The 19105-nt window shown below is 42.9% G+C and carries 20 protein-coding genes; all 20 read right to left on the bottom strand.

The features are described 5' to 3' along the window. Nucleotides 1–68: 68 nt before the first annotated feature. A complete protein-coding gene (gene spoIID / locus MHB46_RS16755; protein ID WP_341162913.1) occupies nt 69–1508 on the bottom strand; it encodes a stage II sporulation protein D in 1440 nt (479 codons plus the stop codon). Nucleotides 1509–1734: 226 nt separating this feature from the next. Further along, entirely contained in the window at nt 1735–3090 is a 1356-nt protein-coding gene (gene murA / locus MHB46_RS16750) for a UDP-N-acetylglucosamine 1-carboxyvinyltransferase (protein WP_013312320.1), read from the bottom strand. Nucleotides 3091–3413: 323 nt separating this feature from the next. Further along, nucleotides 3414–3665 carry a DUF1146 family protein gene (locus tag MHB46_RS16745; RefSeq protein ID WP_013373430.1) on the bottom strand — a complete coding sequence of 84 codons (252 nt, stop codon included), beginning with the start codon at nt 3663–3665 and terminating at the stop codon, nt 3414–3416. A 348-nt stretch (nt 3666–4013) separates the two neighbouring features. Continuing rightward, nucleotides 4014–4427, bottom strand: coding sequence for a F0F1 ATP synthase subunit epsilon (locus tag MHB46_RS16740; protein ID WP_013312322.1), 414 nt, complete (start codon nt 4425–4427; stop codon nt 4014–4016). Between the two features lie 69 nt (nt 4428–4496). Further along, nucleotides 4497–5897: a F0F1 ATP synthase subunit beta gene (atpD, locus tag MHB46_RS16735; protein ID WP_013312323.1), complete on the bottom strand. Its 1401-nt coding sequence runs from the start codon at nt 5895–5897 to the stop codon at nt 4497–4499. Nucleotides 5898–6017: 120 nt separating this feature from the next. Beyond that, nucleotides 6018–6884, bottom strand: coding sequence for an ATP synthase F1 subunit gamma (gene atpG, locus MHB46_RS16730; RefSeq protein WP_039271553.1), 867 nt, complete (start codon nt 6882–6884; stop codon nt 6018–6020). Between the two features lie 218 nt (nt 6885–7102). Beyond that, on the bottom strand, nt 7103–8617 hold the full coding sequence (gene atpA / locus MHB46_RS16725) for a F0F1 ATP synthase subunit alpha (RefSeq protein ID WP_013312325.1): 1515 nt from the start codon (nt 8615–8617) through the stop codon (nt 7103–7105). 19 nt (nt 8618–8636) lie between these two features. Further along, on the bottom strand, nt 8637–9182 hold the full coding sequence (locus MHB46_RS16720) for a F0F1 ATP synthase subunit delta (RefSeq protein ID WP_061832042.1): 546 nt from the start codon (nt 9180–9182) through the stop codon (nt 8637–8639). Next, nucleotides 9179–9667: a F0F1 ATP synthase subunit B gene (atpF, locus tag MHB46_RS16715; protein ID WP_023990709.1), complete on the bottom strand. Its 489-nt coding sequence runs from the start codon at nt 9665–9667 to the stop codon at nt 9179–9181. The genes MHB46_RS16720 and atpF overlap by 4 nt, the downstream gene beginning before the upstream one ends. Before the next feature lie 113 nt (nt 9668–9780). Further along, the gene (gene atpE, locus MHB46_RS16710) at nt 9781–10005 is read right to left on the bottom strand and encodes a F0F1 ATP synthase subunit C (RefSeq protein ID WP_025683777.1); all 225 of its coding nucleotides are present in this window, start codon (nt 10003–10005) and stop codon (nt 9781–9783) included. A gap of 103 nt (nt 10006–10108) precedes the next feature. Next, the gene (atpB, locus tag MHB46_RS16705) at nt 10109–10933 is read right to left on the bottom strand and encodes a F0F1 ATP synthase subunit A (RefSeq protein WP_103047405.1); all 825 of its coding nucleotides are present in this window, start codon (nt 10931–10933) and stop codon (nt 10109–10111) included. Between the two features lie 29 nt (nt 10934–10962). Then, the gene (locus MHB46_RS16700; protein ID WP_341162912.1) at nt 10963–11343 is read right to left on the bottom strand and encodes an ATP synthase subunit I; all 381 of its coding nucleotides are present in this window, start codon (nt 11341–11343) and stop codon (nt 10963–10965) included. Then, nucleotides 11336–11590: an AtpZ/AtpI family protein gene (locus MHB46_RS16695; protein ID WP_341162911.1), complete on the bottom strand. Its 255-nt coding sequence runs from the start codon at nt 11588–11590 to the stop codon at nt 11336–11338. The genes MHB46_RS16700 and MHB46_RS16695 overlap by 8 nt, the downstream gene beginning before the upstream one ends. A 171-nt stretch (nt 11591–11761) precedes the next feature. After that, a complete protein-coding gene (gene wecB, locus MHB46_RS16690) occupies nt 11762–12931 on the bottom strand; it encodes a non-hydrolyzing UDP-N-acetylglucosamine 2-epimerase (protein WP_341162910.1) in 1170 nt (389 codons plus the stop codon). A 110-nt stretch (nt 12932–13041) separates the two neighbouring features. Next, nucleotides 13042–13671, bottom strand: coding sequence for a uracil phosphoribosyltransferase (upp, locus tag MHB46_RS16685; RefSeq protein WP_013312332.1), 630 nt, complete (start codon nt 13669–13671; stop codon nt 13042–13044). Between the two features lie 173 nt (nt 13672–13844). Next, nucleotides 13845–14036 carry a hypothetical protein gene (locus MHB46_RS16680; protein WP_341162909.1) on the bottom strand — a complete coding sequence of 64 codons (192 nt, stop codon included), beginning with the start codon at nt 14034–14036 and terminating at the stop codon, nt 13845–13847. A 79-nt stretch (nt 14037–14115) separates the two neighbouring features. Then, nucleotides 14116–14412 carry a CXXX repeat peptide modification system protein gene (locus MHB46_RS16675; protein ID WP_341162908.1) on the bottom strand — a complete coding sequence of 99 codons (297 nt, stop codon included), beginning with the start codon at nt 14410–14412 and terminating at the stop codon, nt 14116–14118. Between the two features lie 29 nt (nt 14413–14441). Then, a complete protein-coding gene (locus MHB46_RS16670) occupies nt 14442–16580 on the bottom strand; it encodes a radical SAM peptide maturase, CXXX-repeat target family (RefSeq protein ID WP_341162907.1) in 2139 nt (712 codons plus the stop codon). Continuing rightward, nucleotides 16577–17287: a S8 family serine peptidase gene (locus MHB46_RS16665; protein WP_341162906.1), complete on the bottom strand. Its 711-nt coding sequence runs from the start codon at nt 17285–17287 to the stop codon at nt 16577–16579. The genes MHB46_RS16670 and MHB46_RS16665 overlap by 4 nt, the downstream gene beginning before the upstream one ends. 14 nt (nt 17288–17301) lie before the next feature. Next, nucleotides 17302–19050, bottom strand: coding sequence for an ABC transporter ATP-binding protein (locus MHB46_RS16660; RefSeq protein WP_341162905.1), 1749 nt, complete (start codon nt 19048–19050; stop codon nt 17302–17304). Between the last annotated feature and the right edge of the window lie 55 nt (nt 19051–19105).

The following is a 19105-nucleotide window of genomic DNA, read 5'->3' as shown; positions in this document are numbered from 1 at the left end:
GCTCATCACCTCAGTAACCAGTGTTACCGGGTGCAACTCTTTTATACTTCAAAGTTTCGAAATATTTACTAACTTAGAATACGAGAGGCTTGCGCAAAAGAAATGCCAGTATAATAGTGAAGGAGAATTTGAGTGGCAGTATGACCTTCCTTGGCCATTCCATTGGCTCCCCACTGACTCATACCAACACCATGACCATAACCATAGGTTGTTATAGCAATCCGATCCCCTTCAGCCTTCCACGTAAACTCAGCCGAACGTAATCCCAGTTTGTTACGGATTTCCGGCCCTGTAAAGATTGAGCCACCAACCTCAATCTTCTTGATGCGATGTCCTTCCGTCTTGGAGAGTATACGAATCTCTGGCATACTTCCTCCTCCAGTAGAGGCCGCAATTGCAGCACGACTCAATCCCAATCTATCGAACACACTCTGACGACTCAGTGTGACGGTTTCTGTATAACGTGGGGCCAACTGCTTGTCCCACGGACTTGACACACTTCGTAAATAGGGCACTGCCTTCGCCCATACATCCTCTGAATTTTCGGTATAGCCATTGCTAGTAGAAAAAAAAGATGCCGTTATGGGCTTCCCCTCATATACCATGATCGTATCCTTGGTGTCTCGTACAGCCTGCTGAATTTTAGCCAGCTCTGCGGATTTACCAGAACGCCCCCATTCTCTAGTAAGTTTGGCTTTGGAGATATAAGCCTGATGTTTAACCGTATCCGTCACATCTGCTCCCGCAGGCGCACCGCTAGTGTCATCAGCCAGCAAACGTCGGGCAATGAAGGTACGCGCGGCAATAGCCTGTGCTTTTAGTGCCTCGCGCTCGAAGCTGGGCGGCATTTCGGCAGCTACTACGCCGACAATGTATTGCTCCAGCGGTAACGTCTCCGTGCGACCGGTAGACGTAACGTACACGCGCACGTCCGGCTCTGCTGCCACCGGCACGCTGCGCGCTGGAGCAGCGGGCACCGCCGGTATCGGCGGGACGCCCGGCAAGCGCGTGACGGGCGTCTCGCCCTTTGCCGTCACGCTAGGCGCAGCTGGTGCTGCCGTGCGACTGCTCGGCGGCAACGGCTGCGCCGTCTGGCGAGGCCACGCCATTAGCGCGGGCACAGCCATGGCAAGCACCAGCACCCCTGCCATGGCAGCGAATGGCAGCCATAGGCGTCTGCTGCCCCAGCGCGGGGTACGCCCGGCGGAAGGACGCAGGTGCGGCAGCGTCACTTGCAGCGGGGTTGCAGCGCGCGTGTCATGGGCCGCTGCTCCAGCGATAGGCAGAGCCGTATCGACGGAGTTCACAGCGGAAGGCACGGCTGTTGTACGCCGATTGGGCTTGACGCCAGTCGGCAATGTACCTCTTGTGTCCGGCTGCTGTTGCATAAGCTTATTTTTCTGTAACGAAGTAGCTATAGAGCCAGAGCGTTCCTCCGCAAGTGAAGCCTGGCAATGTTCCTTAGGATGATGAATGGGTATACGGATGCGAACCTGTGAATCTTTCATAGGCTGAAACCTCCATCAAAGGGCTAAGTATCCGGCTGGAAGTACAGATATACTCCAGCAGATATTTTCAATCATATGAAGTCGTCCACTTTGATAGAACCATTTTAAGAGAACTGAAAGAATGAAAAAGACTGGCTGCAAACAACAAAAAACCAAGCCCTTTCGGACTTGGTTCCTTATTGTTCAAGAATATACTTATGCAACATGAAGCTACATATGTTAAGACTTAGGCGAGGGAAGGCTGGATCTTCTTAAACAGATTCCCCGACGTCTCTTCCGGCATTACGCGCTCTGTACTGGGTGAATGATCCAGTTTGGACTCTTCTACGGTCACTCTGTAAATGTCCGCTCCCAATCCAGTCAGCTTCTCAGCCAAATGAACGTAACCGCGATCGATGTGATGTACGCCGGATACCTCCGTTGTACCTTCCGCAATGAGTCCGGTCAGAATTAACGCAGCACCTGCACGCAAATCTGTAGAGGTTACTTTCGCACCTGTCAGCTTAGCATTACCAGTTACAATGGCGGAACGACCTTCGACCTTAATTTCGGCATTCATGAGATGAAATTCATCCACATGCATGAAACGATTTTCAAACACGGTTTCCGTAATAATGCTCGTTCCTTCAGCGGCAAGTTGAAGTGCCATCATCTGAGACTGCATATCGGTAGGAAAACCAGGATAAGGCAATGTTTTAACATCAACGGCCTTTAACGGCTTATCTGCAATGACACGAATTCCGTTCTCATCAGGTTGAATGGTTACACCCATTTCTTCCATCTTGGAAATAACCGGTCCCAAATGATCGGATATTGCGCCTTCTACATATACGTTCCCGCCTGTGATCGCAGCAGCAACCATATAAGTACCTGCTTCTACCCGGTCGGGAATGACGGTATGTTTTACACCATGCAGCTTCTCGACGCCTTCAATACGAATAACGCCCGTGCCCGCACCGCGTACTTTGGCGCCCATTCCATTCAGGAAATTTGCGAGATCAACAATCTCAGGTTCCTTAGCAGCATTCTCGATGGTAGTTACGCCCTCAGCAAGAGTAGCGGCCATCATAATATTCTCGGTTGCTCCTACGCTGGCTACATCCAAATAAACTTTAGCTCCACGCAGACGCCCGTTACTTTTAGCTTCAATAAAACCTTGGCCCAGGCTAATCTCCGCGCCCAATGCCTCAAAACCCTTTAAATGCTGATCAATTGGTCGCGTTCCGATTGCGCATCCGCCTGGAAGCGAGATTCTTGTACGTCCCAAACGTGTAAGCAGCGGTCCCATAACCAAGAATGATGCGCGCATTTTCCTAACCCACTCGTAAGGGGCTTCACAGGAAATTATCTTCCGCGCGTCAACACGAATGACCTCATCTTGGTATGTAACGCCTGCTCCTAAGGACTCCAGCACTTTGTTAATGGTCATCACATCGTCTAGAGGAGGTGCATCAATAATAACACTTTCTCCTTCTTCTCCTAGCAGAGAAGCGGCGATGATCGGCAGAACTGAGTTTTTGGCTCCGCTGACTTTGACACTCCCGGTCAATCTGTTGCCACCGCGGACGATAAATTTGCTCATCTATGGTTCCCTCCGCGCGTCATTTCCCTTTTCCATTCTGGAAAAAAAGAACATATTCCGCTATTTTCATGCCTTGCTTTTTCATTACATAAAAAAACAAGGTTTTACTAATACCCTAACTGCCATCATACCACTGATTAAAACAAGTATACAAGCGTTTTTTGTACTTGATGACCATTGTACTCTAACTGATTCAGCCAGCTATACATGTATGGTTCTTTTGTTTACCATTGTTAACAATATGACGCGATGTTATTCGACAATTCCCGCAGAGACACAGTCATAAGGTCATATAACCCGCCCACTTCATGTTAAAACAAATTCTAGAGCATCTGACTCCAAGAAATGTAGCTCAACAGGAACCCAGAAACCAACTGTCCCAAGATTATAGCAAGAAACAAGTGCAGCAATCTGCCCTGCGGTCCTTTGGGTTGCCGGATTAACAAATCCAGCTTCAAGCTCTGTAAAGCCCACCAAGCTAACGCTATACAGATAAGCGACACGATCATGGAGATCAGCGCGGTCATACTCGCCGATTGACTTAGCTGTTCAGCCAATTGCTGTTTCCCGTTCAACCATAATTCCTCCCATCTGCGTCACAGACTTCTTTATAATACTCGGCGAACGCCTAATATGCCAGTGCTATTTCTGCTTTTAGGACATTTATTTCGACAAAATGTGATTAATCACTTCTGTTTTGTGAATTTAAAAGGTACTAAATACCTAGCAACCGGGCAAGAAATAGGACTGTACATTTTGGTAATAACAGCTAAAAAAAGGGCCCGATCACAGTGATCGAAGGAAGCAAGGTTCTCCCTCACCTTCTACCGGACATTCTTTGGCAGAAGTTATGAAGTGGTCTCCTTGTCGTTCCATCCGTATACTATGCCGAACCCTTTTAAAATTCCACTTAAAATCCAATATTAATTCTTATTCGTTCTGATGCTTGTAGCATTTAAACGGTTAAGCGCCCGTTGCAGAGCTACTTCCGCCCGATGGTGATCTATCTGCTCCTGTTTGCTCTGGAGCCGCAGTTCTGCCCGCTCCCTTGCCGCACGGGCACGCTCCACATCAATTTCTTCGGAACGTTCCGCACTCTCAGCCAAAATGACCACTTTATCCTTGCGGACTTCAAGAAAGCCCCCATTGACCGCGATCACTTCGGTTTGACCACCGATTTTAATGCGTATCGGTGCAATCTTCAAGGGAGTGACCAAGGGAAGGTGTCCGGGTAAAATCCCAAGATCGCCTTCCGAGCCGCGAACACTGATGCTGTTTACCTGTTCTGTATAGACCAGGCGCTCCGGCGTCACAATCTCTAGTAAATACGTGCTCACTTGAATCCCTCCTGGAAGCTGTCCACAGACAGCTCACTTCGTAAGGCTCGGCTATTCTTTGCCTGTTGTTTACAGCGTTTTAGCTTTCTCAACTGCTTCTTCGATGGCTCCTACAAAAAGGAAAGCCGCTTCTGGAAGATGGTCATACTTGCCTTCCAAAATTTCTTTGAAGCTTCGTACAGTTTCTTTAACCGGCACATATTTACCTGGGAAGCCGTTAAATGCTTCGGCAACGTGGAAAGGTTGAGAAAGGAAACGCTGGATTTTACGTGCACGTGCTACCAACATTTTATCTTCTTCACTCAGCTCGTCCATACCCAGGATCGCAATGATATCCTGAAGCTCATTGTAGCGGGCCAAAATTTGTTTTACCCCTTGAGCTACATTGTAATGCTCTTCACCCACAACGTCTGGAGCCAAAATACGGGAGCTTGATGCGAGTGGATCAACCGCCGGGTAAATACCCATTTCGGAAATTTTACGTTCCAGATTCGTTGTAGCATCCAAATGGGCAAACGTCGTAGCAGGAGCCGGGTCAGTGTAGTCATCCGCAGGCACATAGATCGCCTGAATGGAAGTAACAGAACCTTTTTTAGTAGAAGTAATCCGTTCTTGCAATTGACCCATCTCAGTAGCCAGCGTAGGCTGGTAACCTACTGCTGAAGGCATACGTCCCAACAGAGCCGAAACCTCAGAACCCGCTTGAGTAAAGCGGAAAATGTTATCAATAAAGAGCAACACGTCACGGCCTTCTTGGTCACGGAAGTATTCCGCCATCGTCAGACCTGTGAGAGCTACACGCAAACGTGCACCCGGAGGCTCGTTCATTTGTCCGAACACCATCGCTGTTTTGTTGATAACGCCGGAATCTCTCATTTCATGATACAAGTCATTTCCTTCACGTGTGCGTTCACCTACACCCGCAAATACAGAAATACCACCATGCTCCTGAGCGATATTGTTAATCAATTCTTGAATGGTTACGGTTTTACCTACACCAGCACCACCAAACAATCCGACTTTACCACCTTTGGCATAAGGAGCTAGCAAGTCGATAACTTTAATACCTGTTTCGAGCATCTCTGCTTGAGTTGTCAGCTCATCGAAAGAAGGAGCTTGACGGTGAATCGGATTTCTAGCCGTTTCACTCATATCAGCACCATTATCAATTGGCGTTCCAAGTACGTTAAATACGCGTCCAAGAGTAGCTTCGCCGACAGGTACTGAAATAGGTGCTCCCAGATCTATGGCTTCAGCTCCACGAACCAGACCATCTGTGGAAGACATGGCAATACAACGCACACGGTTGTCACCTAGATGTTTTGAAGCTTCGAGCGTCAGGTCAATTTTGACTCCGCTCTCCAGCACAGTCCCAATATGAATGGCATTCAGGATTTCCGGAAGCTGTCCACGTTCGAACTCAACGTCAACAACCGGACCCATGATGCTCACTACGCGTCCTTTGTTCATCTTTTGGTTTCCCTCCTACAAGCTTGCACAGCCGCAAATCCGAACCACTCTGATTTGTTTTGCGCCCGCAATTTATCATAATAGTGTAGACATGCTATAAAACAGTCGCAACAAGCCTGATTAAGACTGAGCGCTTGCCCCTGCAACGATTTCCGTAATTTCCTGGGTAATAGCCGCTTGACGAGCACGGTTATAGGTCAAGGAAAGCTCACCAATTAACTTGGAAGCATTCTTCGTAGCAGATCCCATCGCCGTCATCTTCGCTCCCAGTTCACTAGCTTTACCATCCAGCAAAGCGCCGTAAATGAGCGTTTCCGCGTAACGCGGCAGCAATACTTCCAGCACTCCTTCTGGTGAAGGCTCATACTCATAGTTAATTGAGGATGAAGCTGTAGCTGAATCCGGTGTTGCCATTGGTAACAGACGGTCAACTGTTGGAATTTGAGTCAATGCGTTGACAAAGCGGTTATAGCATAGATAAAGCTCATCAAATTCTTTAAGTTCAAAGCCTTGTACAGCCTTGCTTGCAATTGTTTTGATATCTGCAAAAGCAGGTGTATCTGACAGATCTGTTACCGATTCAGCGATAGGGAATTCACGACGTCTGAAATAATCCCGTCCTTTTCGCCCAATGATGAAAATCACAAATTCATCCTGTGAACGGTGACGTTCAGCAATCGTCTGCGTAACCTGTCGCAAAATATTGGCGTTATAACCACCAGCCAGACCACGATCAGATGTAATGATAAGATAAGCAGTCTTTTTAACCGGACGCGTTTCCAGCATTGGATGCTTGATGTTATTCGCTCCAGAAGCAATGCTACTCACAACTTCCTTAAGCTTTTCCGAGTAAGGACGAGCAGACTCCGCTTTCTCCTGAGCTTTTCTCAGCTTGGATGCAGCGACCATTTCCATCGCTTTCGTGATCTGCTTCGTACTCTGCACACTTTTAATCTGACGTTTAATCTCGCGCATACCTTTTGCCATGATTTCACCACCTTTAAGCTCTAGCAAAGCCAAAGCTAACTTCGTAAGCAATCCCTTAGCTTAGCTTGGACCAAGTCTAAGCACTTCGTAAGATTCAAATCCAGCCGGACATATGTTAAAGGGCCTGTTATAGAGGGTGAAACATGCCAAGGAAGCCAAAACCCGGAGGGCACGCTTCCTTAGGACATCTTTCATCATAAACAGGCAATTCCAATGTATTAAACCGACGTGGCGAATGATTTTTTGAATTTCTCGATAGCCGCCTTCAAAGCCGCTTCGTTATCAGCCACCAAGTCTTTCGTGTCGCGGATAGATTGAAGCACGTCCTGATGGTCAGACACCATGAAAGACAGGAAGTCTTTTTCAAAACGTTTTACATCCGCTACAGGGATATCATCAAGGAAGCCTTTTACAGCAGTATACAAGCTCACTACTTGTTGCTCTACAGCAAGCGGTTGGTTAACGCCCTGTTTCAGAATTTCCATCATGCGTGCGCCGCGATCCAGACGGGCTTTTGTAGATTTATCCAAGTCGGACCCGAATTGGGAGAACGCTTGAAGCTCACGATATTGAGCAAGATCCAGACGCAGGGAACCTGCTACCTTTTTCATCGCTTTAATCTGAGCAGAACCACCTACACGAGATACGGAAATACCTACGTTGATCGCTGGACGTTGCCCTGCATAGAACAAGTCAGCTTCCAGGAAGATCTGTCCATCCGTGATGGAAATAACGTTAGTTGGGATATATGCAGAAACGTCGGAAGCCTGTGTCTCGATGAACGGCAATGCGGTAAGTGATCCGCCGCCCAACTCATCATTCAGCTTCGCTGCACGTTCCAGCAAGCGAGAGTGAAGATAGAAAACGTCACCCGGATAAGCTTCACGACCCGGTGGACGACGCAGCAACAGGGACAGTTCCCGGTAAGCTGACGCTTGTTTAGTCAAGTCATCATAAACAACAAGGACATGCTCGCCTTTGTACATGAAATACTCACCCATGGCGCAGCCAGAGTAAGGAGCAATGTACAGCAATGGTGATGGTTCGGAAGCAGATGCCGTAACGACAATCGTGTATTCCAGCGCACCGTGACGACGCAATGTTTCAACAACTTGAGCTACCGTGGATTGTTTTTGACCAATAGCGACATAAATACATTTCATGCCATTGCCTTTTTGGTTCAAAATTGCATCGATTGCGATAGAAGTTTTACCTGTTTGACGGTCACCGATGATCAACTCACGTTGACCACGACCAATCGGAACCATTGCATCAATAGCTTTAATCCCCGTCTGCATAGGCTCATGTACCGATTTACGGGCCATAACACCTGGAGCCTGACTTTCAACCGGACGGAATTCTGTTGTAGCAATCGGCCCTTTACCGTCTACCGGTTGTCCCAGTGGGTTAACTACACGTCCGATCAGCGCTTCCCCTACAGGGACCTGCATGATCTGACCTGTACGTTTTACTTGACCGCCTTCACGAATGTCGGAGAATTGACCCAAAATAACAACACCGACATTGCTTTCTTCCACGTTGAGCGCCAAGCCCAATACGCCAGTGTCGAATTCAACCAATTCACCGGCCATAACTTTTTCCAGTCCGTAGACGCGGGCAATACCGTCGCCGACTTCAACAACAGTGCCGACTTCAACGACCTCGATATCATTTTTATATTGTTCAATCTGACTTTTAATCAATGAACTGATTTCCTCAGGTTTGATACTCAAGTGTGTTCACCCCTATCTTCTATACTCGTCTGTTAAAGGATTTCTCGAGACGATCCAGCTTGCCGGCCAGACTGCCGTCGTACAGTGTATCGCCGATAACCACTTTCAATCCGCCCAGCAGACTCGGGTCTACTATATTTTCCACGCGGATTGTTTTATGTTCACGGGCTCCGAATTGCTCGGCTACCGCTGTTTTTTCCTGATCACTTAAAGCATAAGTCGAATACACCTTTGCATGAGCAAGTCCCAGCTTATATTCCTGAATATCGAGGTATCCGGCAAGGAGAGATTCGAACAAATCTGCTCTACTACGCTGAATCAACAGTTTGATCGTGTTAATTAGCGAGGCAGACAACTTGCCTTCAAAACTGTTAGCTAGAACTTGAAGCTTGACCGTTTCCGTAATGTTAGGAGAATTAATGAATTTACGGATTTCAGCATCCCCCGATACAGCCTCTACAAAAGCACGTAGCTCCTGCTCGGTTTCCATAATGGTCTGTTCTTGCTCTGCCACTTCAAACAAAGCTTTCGCATACCGTTTGGCAACTACCGTATCCCGGCTCATGCTTTGCCTCCTACCTCTTTAAGGTATTGGTCGACAAGCTCTCCTTGGACTTGGTCTTCCTTGATTTCCTTTTGAATCAGTTTGGAAGCAATTTGTACCGAAGCTTTACCCACTTCGCTGCGCAGTTCGGCAACCGCCTTATTACGCTCGCTTGTGATTTCACGAACAGCTTCGTCTTTCAGGCGGACAGCTTCGTCTTTAGCCTGAACAATAATTTGCTCCGCTTGCTTGTTACCTGTTTGTTTTGACTGCTCAATAATGTCGTACGCTTCCTTACGTGCCTGCTGGAGAGCCTGTTTTTGCTCCTCAACATAAGCAGCAGCCTGTTCACGCGTCTGTGCCGCTTCATTCATTTGCTGTAATACAAGCTGACGGCGCTTCTCCATAACGGAAAAGAGAGGGCCGAATGCATAACGCGTCAGTAACCAGTACAAGATCAAAAATGCAATGATTGTGAAAACGATACTTGTCCAATTTAAACTCAATTGAAGTCACTCCTTTCCGGTGAACGTCGGTCCTAGTTATCTCTTAAGCCAAGCAACAAAGAAGGCGCGGATGGCTGTGGCCTTCCCCGCCAAACCTTGCAAGTTTCAAATTATTATGCCTTAGCGTAGAAAATAAACGCCAGAACGACCCCGATGATTGGCAAGGCTTCAACCAGACCTACACCGATAAACATTACCGTTTGCAAAGTTGATTTAGCCTCAGGCTGACGAGCGATACCTTCAACTGTTTTACTTACGATCAGACCGTTACCAATACCTGCGCCGAGCGCACCCAAACCTACTGCGATAGCTGCTGCTATTAATGCCCAAGCTCCCATTTAAAAATCCTCCTTAGAGATGTGTATTTGTGTTGTACATGTATTTGCAGTTAAGAGCGAAGCGTACTCCTGAACTTAACTAAAAACCCGAAACTAAATTTACCTAATGCTCTTCTTCATGCGTGTCAATTGCCTGTGAAATATATACGAACGTCAAAATGGTGAAGACGAACGCCTGAATACTGCCGACAAAAATACTAAACCCTTGCCAGACAACGAGTCCCAATACGGAAGCAATCCAGCCTCCTACACCAAGTGCTGTCAATTTCAGCAGAACACTGATCAAAACTTCGCCGGCAAAAATATTACCGAATAGACGCATACCATGTGTCAACAGTTTTGAGAACTGCTCAATCAAGTTAATTGGCAAAAAGAATGGAAATGGCTGAACGTAATGCTTGAAGTAAGCTTTGGTATTACGGAAGATCCCCAGGAAATGAACCAGGACAAAGATCATCAAAGCCAATCCAATGGATACCCCTGCATCTGCGGTAGGTGATTTCCACCAGCTGATGCCTACATGGGCAACTTCGCCCGGGTGAGACGCCTGTGCTTGTTCTAATGCTTCTTTGACTGGAATGATTTCATGTCCAAATACTTGGGCACTTTGCGCATTATCGAATTCGGTCACAATCCCGAACGGTAAGCCCAGCATATTCCCTACGAAAATGAACATGATCAGCGTCATCCCCAAGGAGAGGAATGGCTTCCCTTTTTTCAAATCCATCGTGCTGGTAATCAGTCCTTGAACGAATTCTACGACCCATTCCATAAAATTTTGCAGCTTGCTTGGATTGTCCACAGACAAATTGCGCGTTGCAGCAAATGCCAGTCCAAATACAATCGCACAAGTCACAATAAGCATAATAATGACGGACAAGTCAATGTTAAACCCGCCCAATTCGATAATCGGTGATTCATGCAACATGTTTTCTCACCCCTTTCTCAGTTGAGCCATCATTTTTCCTGTAGCGCGAATATGATGCCTATAATTAAAAGAAGAAATTGTCCAGTCACCAGGCTTGCCATTACAGCGATCTCATGGAAATAGGCCGGAAATTCTAGCGCCAGCACTACTGCCAAAATAGAGGTCCCTACTCGAACGCCAAAGCCAATGCCCACCTTTTTCTTCTTGCCTTGACCGGCGGCTGCATTCGCAACCTGTCGAATTTTGTAGGCCATATACAGCACATTAAGACAGCTTACTCCCGTTCCCAGAATGATTCCGTGAGCAATGTCACGATGTTGGGGCATGAAGGCGGAGACCAGGAAACACAGAGCCATAATACCAAGCGCTACGATCCATAACATTTTTTGCATACGGGTCATCTCATTCATGGTTATCCCTCAATACCTTTCCGATCACAAGGGCAATACTTAATGCGCCTACAACCAAGCCTGCGAGAACGCTTACGCCAATCCAAATTCCGGAGCCACCAAGTTTGGCATCGAGCCACTTTCCGGCATAGAAGCCACCCAGTGTACATATCGCCAAATCAATGCCGATCGCGCTCACCAATCCAATTGCCTTGAAGGCATTCCCGGTGTTATTTCGGTTGTTGTTTTGCTTGGTAGGTTTGACCACTTTTCCATGTCACCCCTGCAATTCCAGTCCATTTTACTTAAATATTAGATGCTTTGTCAATTGAGATATTTTAGCGCCCTAAAGTATAAAATCGAACGACAAAGCATCTTAAATTGCTGTATCCCTTGGTAACCGTACAGTTTAACTGTATGCTTGCCTTGTAAAGAATAATTATATCGGACGAACACCTTTTGTGAACATTGTGTGAAATTCTTCAGGACGTTCGGATTGAACGCCATAATGGTGCAAAATCGCATTGACAATTCTTACTGATGCTTTTCCATCGCCGTAAGGATTCGCTGCCTGACTCATAGAATCGTACAACGCGGAATCTGTCAAAAGTGCCTTGGTCCGATTGTACACGTTCTCTTCGTTCGTACCCACCAGTTCCAAGGTGCCCGCTTCAATTCCTTCCGGTCTTTCAGTCGTATCACGCAGCACCAGAACAGGTACTCCGAACGAAGGTGCTTCTTCCTGAAGCCCACCGGAATCCGTAAGGATCAGATGTGTATGTGGGTAAAAATTGTGCAGATCCACGACATCCAGCGGATCAATCAGCTTAATACGCGGATGGTTGCCTAAAATCTCAAATGCAGGTTCCTTCACAGCCGGACTCGGATGAACCGGATAAACCATAGCGACATCCTCAAACTCATCCGCAATTCGCTTAACCGCATTAAAAATCTGACGATGCGGTTCCCCTTGGGATTCCCGGCGATGTGCTGTCATAAGAATCAGGCGTTTGCCCTGAGCCCAGTCCAGTACAGGGTGCTCGTAATCCTGGCGAACCGTATACTGAAATACGTCAGTCACTGTATTGCCTGTAACATATATTCGCGATTCAGGCTTATTTTCCTTCCGCAAATTTCCAGCCGATAAAGAAGTAGGCGAGAAATGCAGATCAGACAGCACGCCTGTGAGCTGACGGTTCATTTCTTCAGGATATGGAGAAAGCTTGTTCCACGTCCGCAAACCCGCTTCCACATGCCCTACTTCAATCTGCTGCATAAAGGCTGCATAGCTGGCGAGGAAAGTGGTCAGCGTATCGCCGTGAACCAACACGATATCGGGCTTGGCCTCACGCAATACAGGTTCAAGACCTTGAAGTACCCGCATCGAGATTTCATTTAGTGTCTGGCGATCCTTCATTACATCCAGATCATAGTCAGGGTGAATATTGAAAACTTCCAGAACCTGATCAAGCATCTGGCGATGTTGAGCCGTAACGCATACCACGGACTCGATATGCTCCGGGTGACGCTGAAGCTCCAAAATAAGAGGAGCCATCTTAATCGCTTCCGGACGCACACCAAAAATTGTCATCACTTTGATTTTGGACATTTTCTGTTGAACCCCTTTTCATAATAAATGTCCGCTTCACAGATCTTCCATTATTCAAAATAAAGACCTGTCAAAACGTCCATAGCTTTTGCCGAACCGCCAAAGGCAGTCTACTTGGTTCCGTACAAGCGGTCTCCCGCGTCACCAAGACCCGGAATGATATATCCATGATCATCCAGACGCTCGTCCAGTGCAGCGACATAGATGTCTACATCAGGATGCGCATCCTGCACAGCTTTGACTCCTTCAGGAGCAGCAATCAGATTCATCATTTTAATTTGAGTGCAGCCTCTCTTTTTCAACACATCAATCGCCGCAATTGCAGAGCCACCCGTTGCAAGCATCGGATCAATCACGATCAATTCGCGCTCAGTTACATCTGTAGGCAACTTCGTATAGTATTCTACGGGTTGCAGCGTCTCAGGATCGCGGAACAGTCCCACATGGCCTACCTTTGCTGCAGGCAGTAGCTTTACTACGCCATCCAGCATACCCAAGCCTGCACGCAGAATCGGAATAAGACCCAGCATACGTCCGGAAATCACTTTACCTTCTGTCTCAGCAACCGGTGTCTGCACCGTAATGCTTTCCAGCGGGATATCCCGTGTAATTTCATATGCCATCAAAGTTGCTACTTCATCCACCAGCTCGCGGAAATCCTTGGTGTTGGTCCGCACATCGCGGATAAATGTAAGTTTGTGTTGGATCAAAGGGTGATCGCAAACCACCAGTTTTGCCATAATATATTCCCTCCGTTGCTTCTTCAGATACTGTGTTATTTTTAATTAGTAGCAAGTATCCTTCATAAACCCTAATCATTATATCATTCTAATCGTGCTTTTACACTAAAGGCTGTATATGTAGAAAAATTATAAACTTAAATTAGTATATCATTATATAGGTGCTACTCAATCTACAGCTCAATGAGCAAGAGACTGTCAAGTGACAGTCTCTTGCCAGAGTCTTTATTGATGATAATCATAATATTACCATACCGCTTTCCCACTGCATGTATACGTGCAATTTGAACTACATGAAAAAGTACATGTGGTTGCACAGCCACCTGTACAGGAAAAGCTACATGTTCCACAATAGCCTTGTACATCTTCTCTATTTCCAACATTTCTTTTGGAAAATAAGTTTCTCATATTTTTCACCTCCTTTCAGGTGTAATTGTCTAACCATTAAGCATTTACTTCACTCATCACTAAGTTTATTTCATTAGTATTAAAATCAATGGTCCAATTAGAACTAGGGTGTCTTTTCCATTGATATTTCTTCGAGGTACAAGACCACCAATTCTCCATAGCTACCATAGTCTGACCGAGATCTTTTACAATCCTTTCATATAAATCATCATGAATCATTGCAGCATCATTAAAAGAATTGATTAGTTCTTGTAATGCAGTTTTTCGTTCATACAATTGTAAGATTTCTTCTTTTTCGGATTCCAGTACGACTCCTACCATTTCATTTTTCATAATTTGCACCCCTTAGTTGAATAAAGTTATTAATTAATCAATTGCTTTAACTTTGTTTTATAAAACTTATGAATAGGATCTAAATAATCTACACTGTTTAATCTATTTCTACATTCTACCCCTTCTTTCTCCAGACAATTTTTAATTTGAACCGAACATTCCCTTTCAATATGACTAATGATACATTGAATCTCAGAGGGCACATTGATTTGATTCGTAAGTTTATGATTCAAATATTTACATCTGCTGCAGTGGTATGCATCACATTCATTGCATAATGGTGATTGTTCCAAGCCCACTAATTCATTTGTTATCAGCTTCTTATCTAGCTCAAGATCGCAAATATATTTTTTAGAGTCTTCAAAGTAAAAAGCAGGGCACATATAAACTTTTCCATTAGGTGCAAGTGTGAATGTATTCTCTCCAGCACCACAGTTACACATTTTATCCAGCTCTAAAATATCAGTCAGTACATTAATCTCCAAGGGGCTCCCCTCTTTGTAACTTTCAATTATTATCTTGGAGAGTTTTCTTAACTCTCTTTCATAACTGTCCAAGTTTTCTTTCTTCCAAAGTTCGATATCATCTAAAATAAGATTAATTCTATTAAAGTTAAACTTTAAAACTTTGATAAAACCTTCAATATTGGTTATATTCTCCTTATTTATTTTGAGAATGCATAATTGCTTATCATTTTTATCTATTTGTGTATTTTGAATTTGATATATGTCGTTATCGAAAATTTGTATAAACTTATCACCTTTGTGATAATTAGTTTCACTCATTCGTAGTATTGATGCATCAGCGTAGGGAAAATCTCCTAGTAGAATAGGCGTTAAGTTTTGATTTTCGCAAAACTGCAGCCCAAGCTTATAAGTCCTCTCATCCATATATTCACTTTCTAATCCGATTTTATTTTTGTATGAACAATGCGTTGTTATATGATCCGATTCCAAAAATATTAAATACTTCTCTTTCCCATCCGGCAATGAAACTGATGGCTTTATTCCTGTTCTTTTTTCAAACTTGTTCCAAAAATAATCATTCGCATTACAATTTGCTTTATGCATCTTACAAATAAACGTTGCCCTTTGAAATATGGTATCAGTATATGCCGTATCATAATTATGTCCCACACACCATGCGCATCCAGAAGCAACTTCACAATTGATACACTCTTCTGTACTTTGATTTTGAAGATTAAGTAACATAAAAGGTCTTAAACGGTTTTTATCAATTCCAGTGTGTATATTACCAATGGAGTATCCAGGTCTGTTGCTTAAAGAGTAATCAACGAATCTGACACACGGAAAAAAATCACCTTTATAATCTATAGCAAGCATTTTTCCAACGCCACAAAAATTCTGCTTTAGCTTTTCTTCATCAAGTGGCTTACCTAAGTTTTCTTCAAAGAATCTTACGTTATGATCCTTCCATAGATCGTGATCTAAAATATAATCTGCCAAATCTTTGAGTTGTTCTTCAAAAATCTGGTCATCTCCTTCTTCCCACACATCTTCAAAAATCACATTTGCTGACACATCATTTATTCCTAATTCCCACAAACTAATTATACTATCTTTAAGATGTGGTAAATCATCATGCGAAAAGGTAGCCTTAGTGTGACTATTCGGAAACTGACTTTGCCACAACGTAATATTATTCTTCACAAGATCGTATGAACCACTACCATTAGGAAATACTCTTTGCATATCATGTTTGGTCTTATTTCCGTCTACACTAATTCCAATATTCAACTTACTATGGTTCTTCTTAATAAATTTTTGAACTTTAGGCGTATGGTATAAAAGACCGTTCGACGAGAAATTAAAACGATAATTGTTAAACCAGGGATGATTCAATTGATACATTTGGAATTTTATATAATCACAAATTTTATCAATTAAATCAATTTCTAGAAATGGCTCACCTCCAATAAAGTCCCAAATCACCGCTTTTTCTGGGAAATCTTCCGGATGACTCAGTATATAATCAACCGCCTTTTTGGCAATTTCGAATGTCATTTTATTCTTATGATTTTTACCTACTATATAACAATACTTACAAGCTAAGTTGCAGTCCTCAGTAACACAAAAAGTAATTTGCTTCCCTTCTTCTGCTCTCCACTCTTCTACTGTTTTACCTAACATATAATTCAGTGTACTCATATTTCCCCTCCCATAATTCCTCTTTTTAATAATGAATTTATTTCATCATACCTAAAGTCTCTTTTGCTAATTAGTCTGGCTATATGACCACTTATGAAGGCTGCTGCTATACTGGAACCCGTTAAATACTTATAATTTGGAATATCACCAATTCTCCTAACATCATTAACATTATCGCAAGCATAAAAATATTTATTTTTAAAACAATAATTTTCAGGATTTAAATCAGATAAACCCAAAACTCCAATAACATTCTTTAATCTAGCAGGTAAGGATCTAACTTTATTATTATTAGCAGCAGCTACAACAAAGACTTCATGTTCTCTAGCTTCATACGCCAATTTTTTCAACGGCTTTGCATACCTAAATTTTTTCGTCCCCAAACTCATGTGTATAATATCAGGATTACAATCTATCGCCCTCTTAAAAGCATATAGTAATACTCTACCGTCAGATCTTAGTTGTTCATTTAGTATGTTCATACTTATAAATTCAACGTTCGGCGTGATATGCTTAATGGCCATTGCGACTGCTGTTCCATGATCGTTATTATATGAATACTGTTTTGTCTCCAATACGACACCATTAATATCCAAACTAAAATGTATAGATTCCTTTACATGCTCTACGAGTCCTCCTTTGTCTGTATCTATTCCGCTATCTAAAACAACAACTTTGACAGGTCTAAAAGTATTATTTTGAATCACCTTCTTCCTCCTTATTATTTGATTGACATTTCAGAGCTAAACAGATCTATATAATTTTTATTACTAGTTAAACTAGTATGGATACCACTCTCAATAACCTTTCCCTTATCAAGAATGATAATTTTGTCACAATCAATAACATTAGATAGATGGTGCGCTATAATAACTATTGTATGGTTATGAGAAAGTAAGTTAAGTGTCTTATTAATAAAGTACTGTGACTCATTGTCTACAGAAGAAGTAGGTTCATCCAACAAAATAATCCTAGTATTTCTTAATATCGCCCTTGCAATTGCAAGCCTTTGTTTTTCGCCACCAGATAAATTGGAACCGTTTTCACCAATTATGGTTTCATACCCATTCGGCAAATTAATAATAGTATCATGTATGTAGGCCTGTTTACATGCTTCATAAAGGTCATCAACAGCGGCATCAGGATTAGCGACAAGCAAATTTTCTTTTATTGATCCACCAAAAAAATAAGGTACCTGTTGAACAAGCGTAATATACTTTCTAAGACTAAGTTCATCAATTTCTTGTAAGTTATAATTATCAATATATATATGACCACTTAAAGGTGAATAAAATCTAAGTAATATATTAAAAATTGTTGATTTTCCAGCACCACTTCTTCCTACTATTGCTGTTTTGGAGAAAGGTGATATTTCAAAGCTTACATTATCAAGAATTACACGTTCCGTCTCATAGGATACAGACACATTTGTGAAACTTATTCCTCCAATTAAATTATCCGTTATCTCCACCTTTTCTAATTCCAGGTTGTATTCTTTTCTATCCATAACAGCGAATATTCTTTCAAGTGATACAACTAATCTTTGAAAATCAGTGTTAAATTCTGTAACTTGCATTAGTGAATTAATTAATTGAAATGAATATGTGTTTAAAGCAATAAAAATTTCTATAGATAATGTTTTAGTTTCAACAACAAGATATGCACCTATCAAAATAATAAGGATTTGGATAATAAAGCTAACAATCTGGGCAAGGTTCTGAGAAATAGCCTGTAAATGTACAATTCTAATTTTTTTTGATTTAAGTTCTTCCGTGGCTGTGCCGAAGTTAATTAAATTCTGATCTTGTATATTAAGATTTCTAATTTCCTTAATACCAATAAAAGACTGCTGTACTATGAAATATATATAATCATTAATACTAGAAGCTTCAGTACTTCTAGCTTTAATATGCTTAGAAAATAACCTTATAATCAAATATAAAATTGGATTTAGCGCAACAATTAAGAGAGCTAATTTCCACTCAATGAAAAAAAGAGTTACACCTATAGCCAAAGAAGTTAGTAAATTCACGATAAAGTGTACAGACTTACCCACAATGACGTCGGCAACTATCTCAGTATCATTATGTAACTTAGAAATAAATTCAGACACGCCTATTTTGTCAAAATCATAAATTGATAAGTTCATTATTTTCTTATATAACTTTTGTTTTAAGTTTAAAATAATAGATTCATTTAAAAACGAAAAAAAATGCGCTCTTCCGATATTCACCAGGGTCTGGATTAAAAAGAATATTATAAAATATAATGTGAATTTGTATAGTTCATCTAGGTTTTGATCGTATAAGGAAGTAAGAATTTTTGCCCATAATAAAGGCTGAGCAAGACTTAATATAACTGAAGCTATGATCACACCTAAATTCACTAAAAATTGTACTTTATAAGGACGGATTAACATCCACATACGTCCTAGTAATTTCAGCGTTATTGGATGTTTAATATGATCCATAAACTAGCCCCTCGCCTTGTGACTTTCAAATCTCTTAACATATAATAATACAATT

The sequence above is a fragment of the Paenibacillus sp. FSL H7-0703 genome, assembly GCF_038003485.1.
Classification (GTDB): Bacteria; Bacillota; Bacilli; order Paenibacillales; family Paenibacillaceae; genus Paenibacillus; species Paenibacillus polymyxa_B.
The sequence above is the reverse complement of the archived record's forward strand: the minus strand, read 5'-3'. Positions and strand labels throughout refer to the sequence as shown.

Bases quoted from the DNA above. Each gene is read 5' to 3' on its own strand.
- MHB46_RS16660 (WP_341162905.1), bottom strand. From the start codon at position 19,050: ATGGATCATATTAAACATCCAATAACGCTGAAATTACTAGGACGTATG.
- spoIID (WP_341162913.1), bottom strand. From the start codon at position 1,508: ATGAAAGATTCACAGGTTCGCATCCGTATACCCATTCATCATCCTAAG.
- atpE (WP_025683777.1), bottom strand. From the start codon at position 10,005: ATGGGAGCTTGGGCATTAATAGCAGCAGCTATCGCAGTAGGTTTGGGT.
- MHB46_RS16675 (WP_341162908.1), bottom strand. From the start codon at position 14,412: ATGAAAAATGAAATGGTAGGAGTCGTACTGGAATCCGAAAAAGAAGAA.
- MHB46_RS16680 (WP_341162909.1), bottom strand. From the start codon at position 14,036: ATGTACAAGGCTATTGTGGAACATGTAGCTTTTCCTGTACAGGTGGCT.
- MHB46_RS16670 (WP_341162907.1), bottom strand. From the start codon at position 16,580: ATGAGTACACTGAATTATATGTTAGGTAAAACAGTAGAAGAGTGGAGA.
- MHB46_RS16700 (WP_341162912.1), bottom strand. From the start codon at position 11,343: ATGAATGAGATGACCCGTATGCAAAAAATGTTATGGATCGTAGCGCTT.
- atpB (WP_103047405.1), bottom strand. From the start codon at position 10,933: ATGTTGCATGAATCACCGATTATCGAATTGGGCGGGTTTAACATTGAC.
- atpD (WP_013312323.1), bottom strand. From the start codon at position 5,897: ATGAACAAAGGACGCGTAGTGAGCATCATGGGTCCGGTTGTTGACGTT.
- wecB (WP_341162910.1), bottom strand. From the start codon at position 12,931: ATGTCCAAAATCAAAGTGATGACAATTTTTGGTGTGCGTCCGGAAGCG.
- upp (WP_013312332.1), bottom strand. From the start codon at position 13,671: ATGGCAAAACTGGTGGTTTGCGATCACCCTTTGATCCAACACAAACTT.
- atpG (WP_039271553.1), bottom strand. From the start codon at position 6,884: ATGGCAAAAGGTATGCGCGAGATTAAACGTCAGATTAAAAGTGTGCAG.
- MHB46_RS16720 (WP_061832042.1), bottom strand. From the start codon at position 9,182: ATGAGCCGGGATACGGTAGTTGCCAAACGGTATGCGAAAGCTTTGTTT.
- murA (WP_013312320.1), bottom strand. From the start codon at position 3,090: ATGAGCAAATTTATCGTCCGCGGTGGCAACAGATTGACCGGGAGTGTC.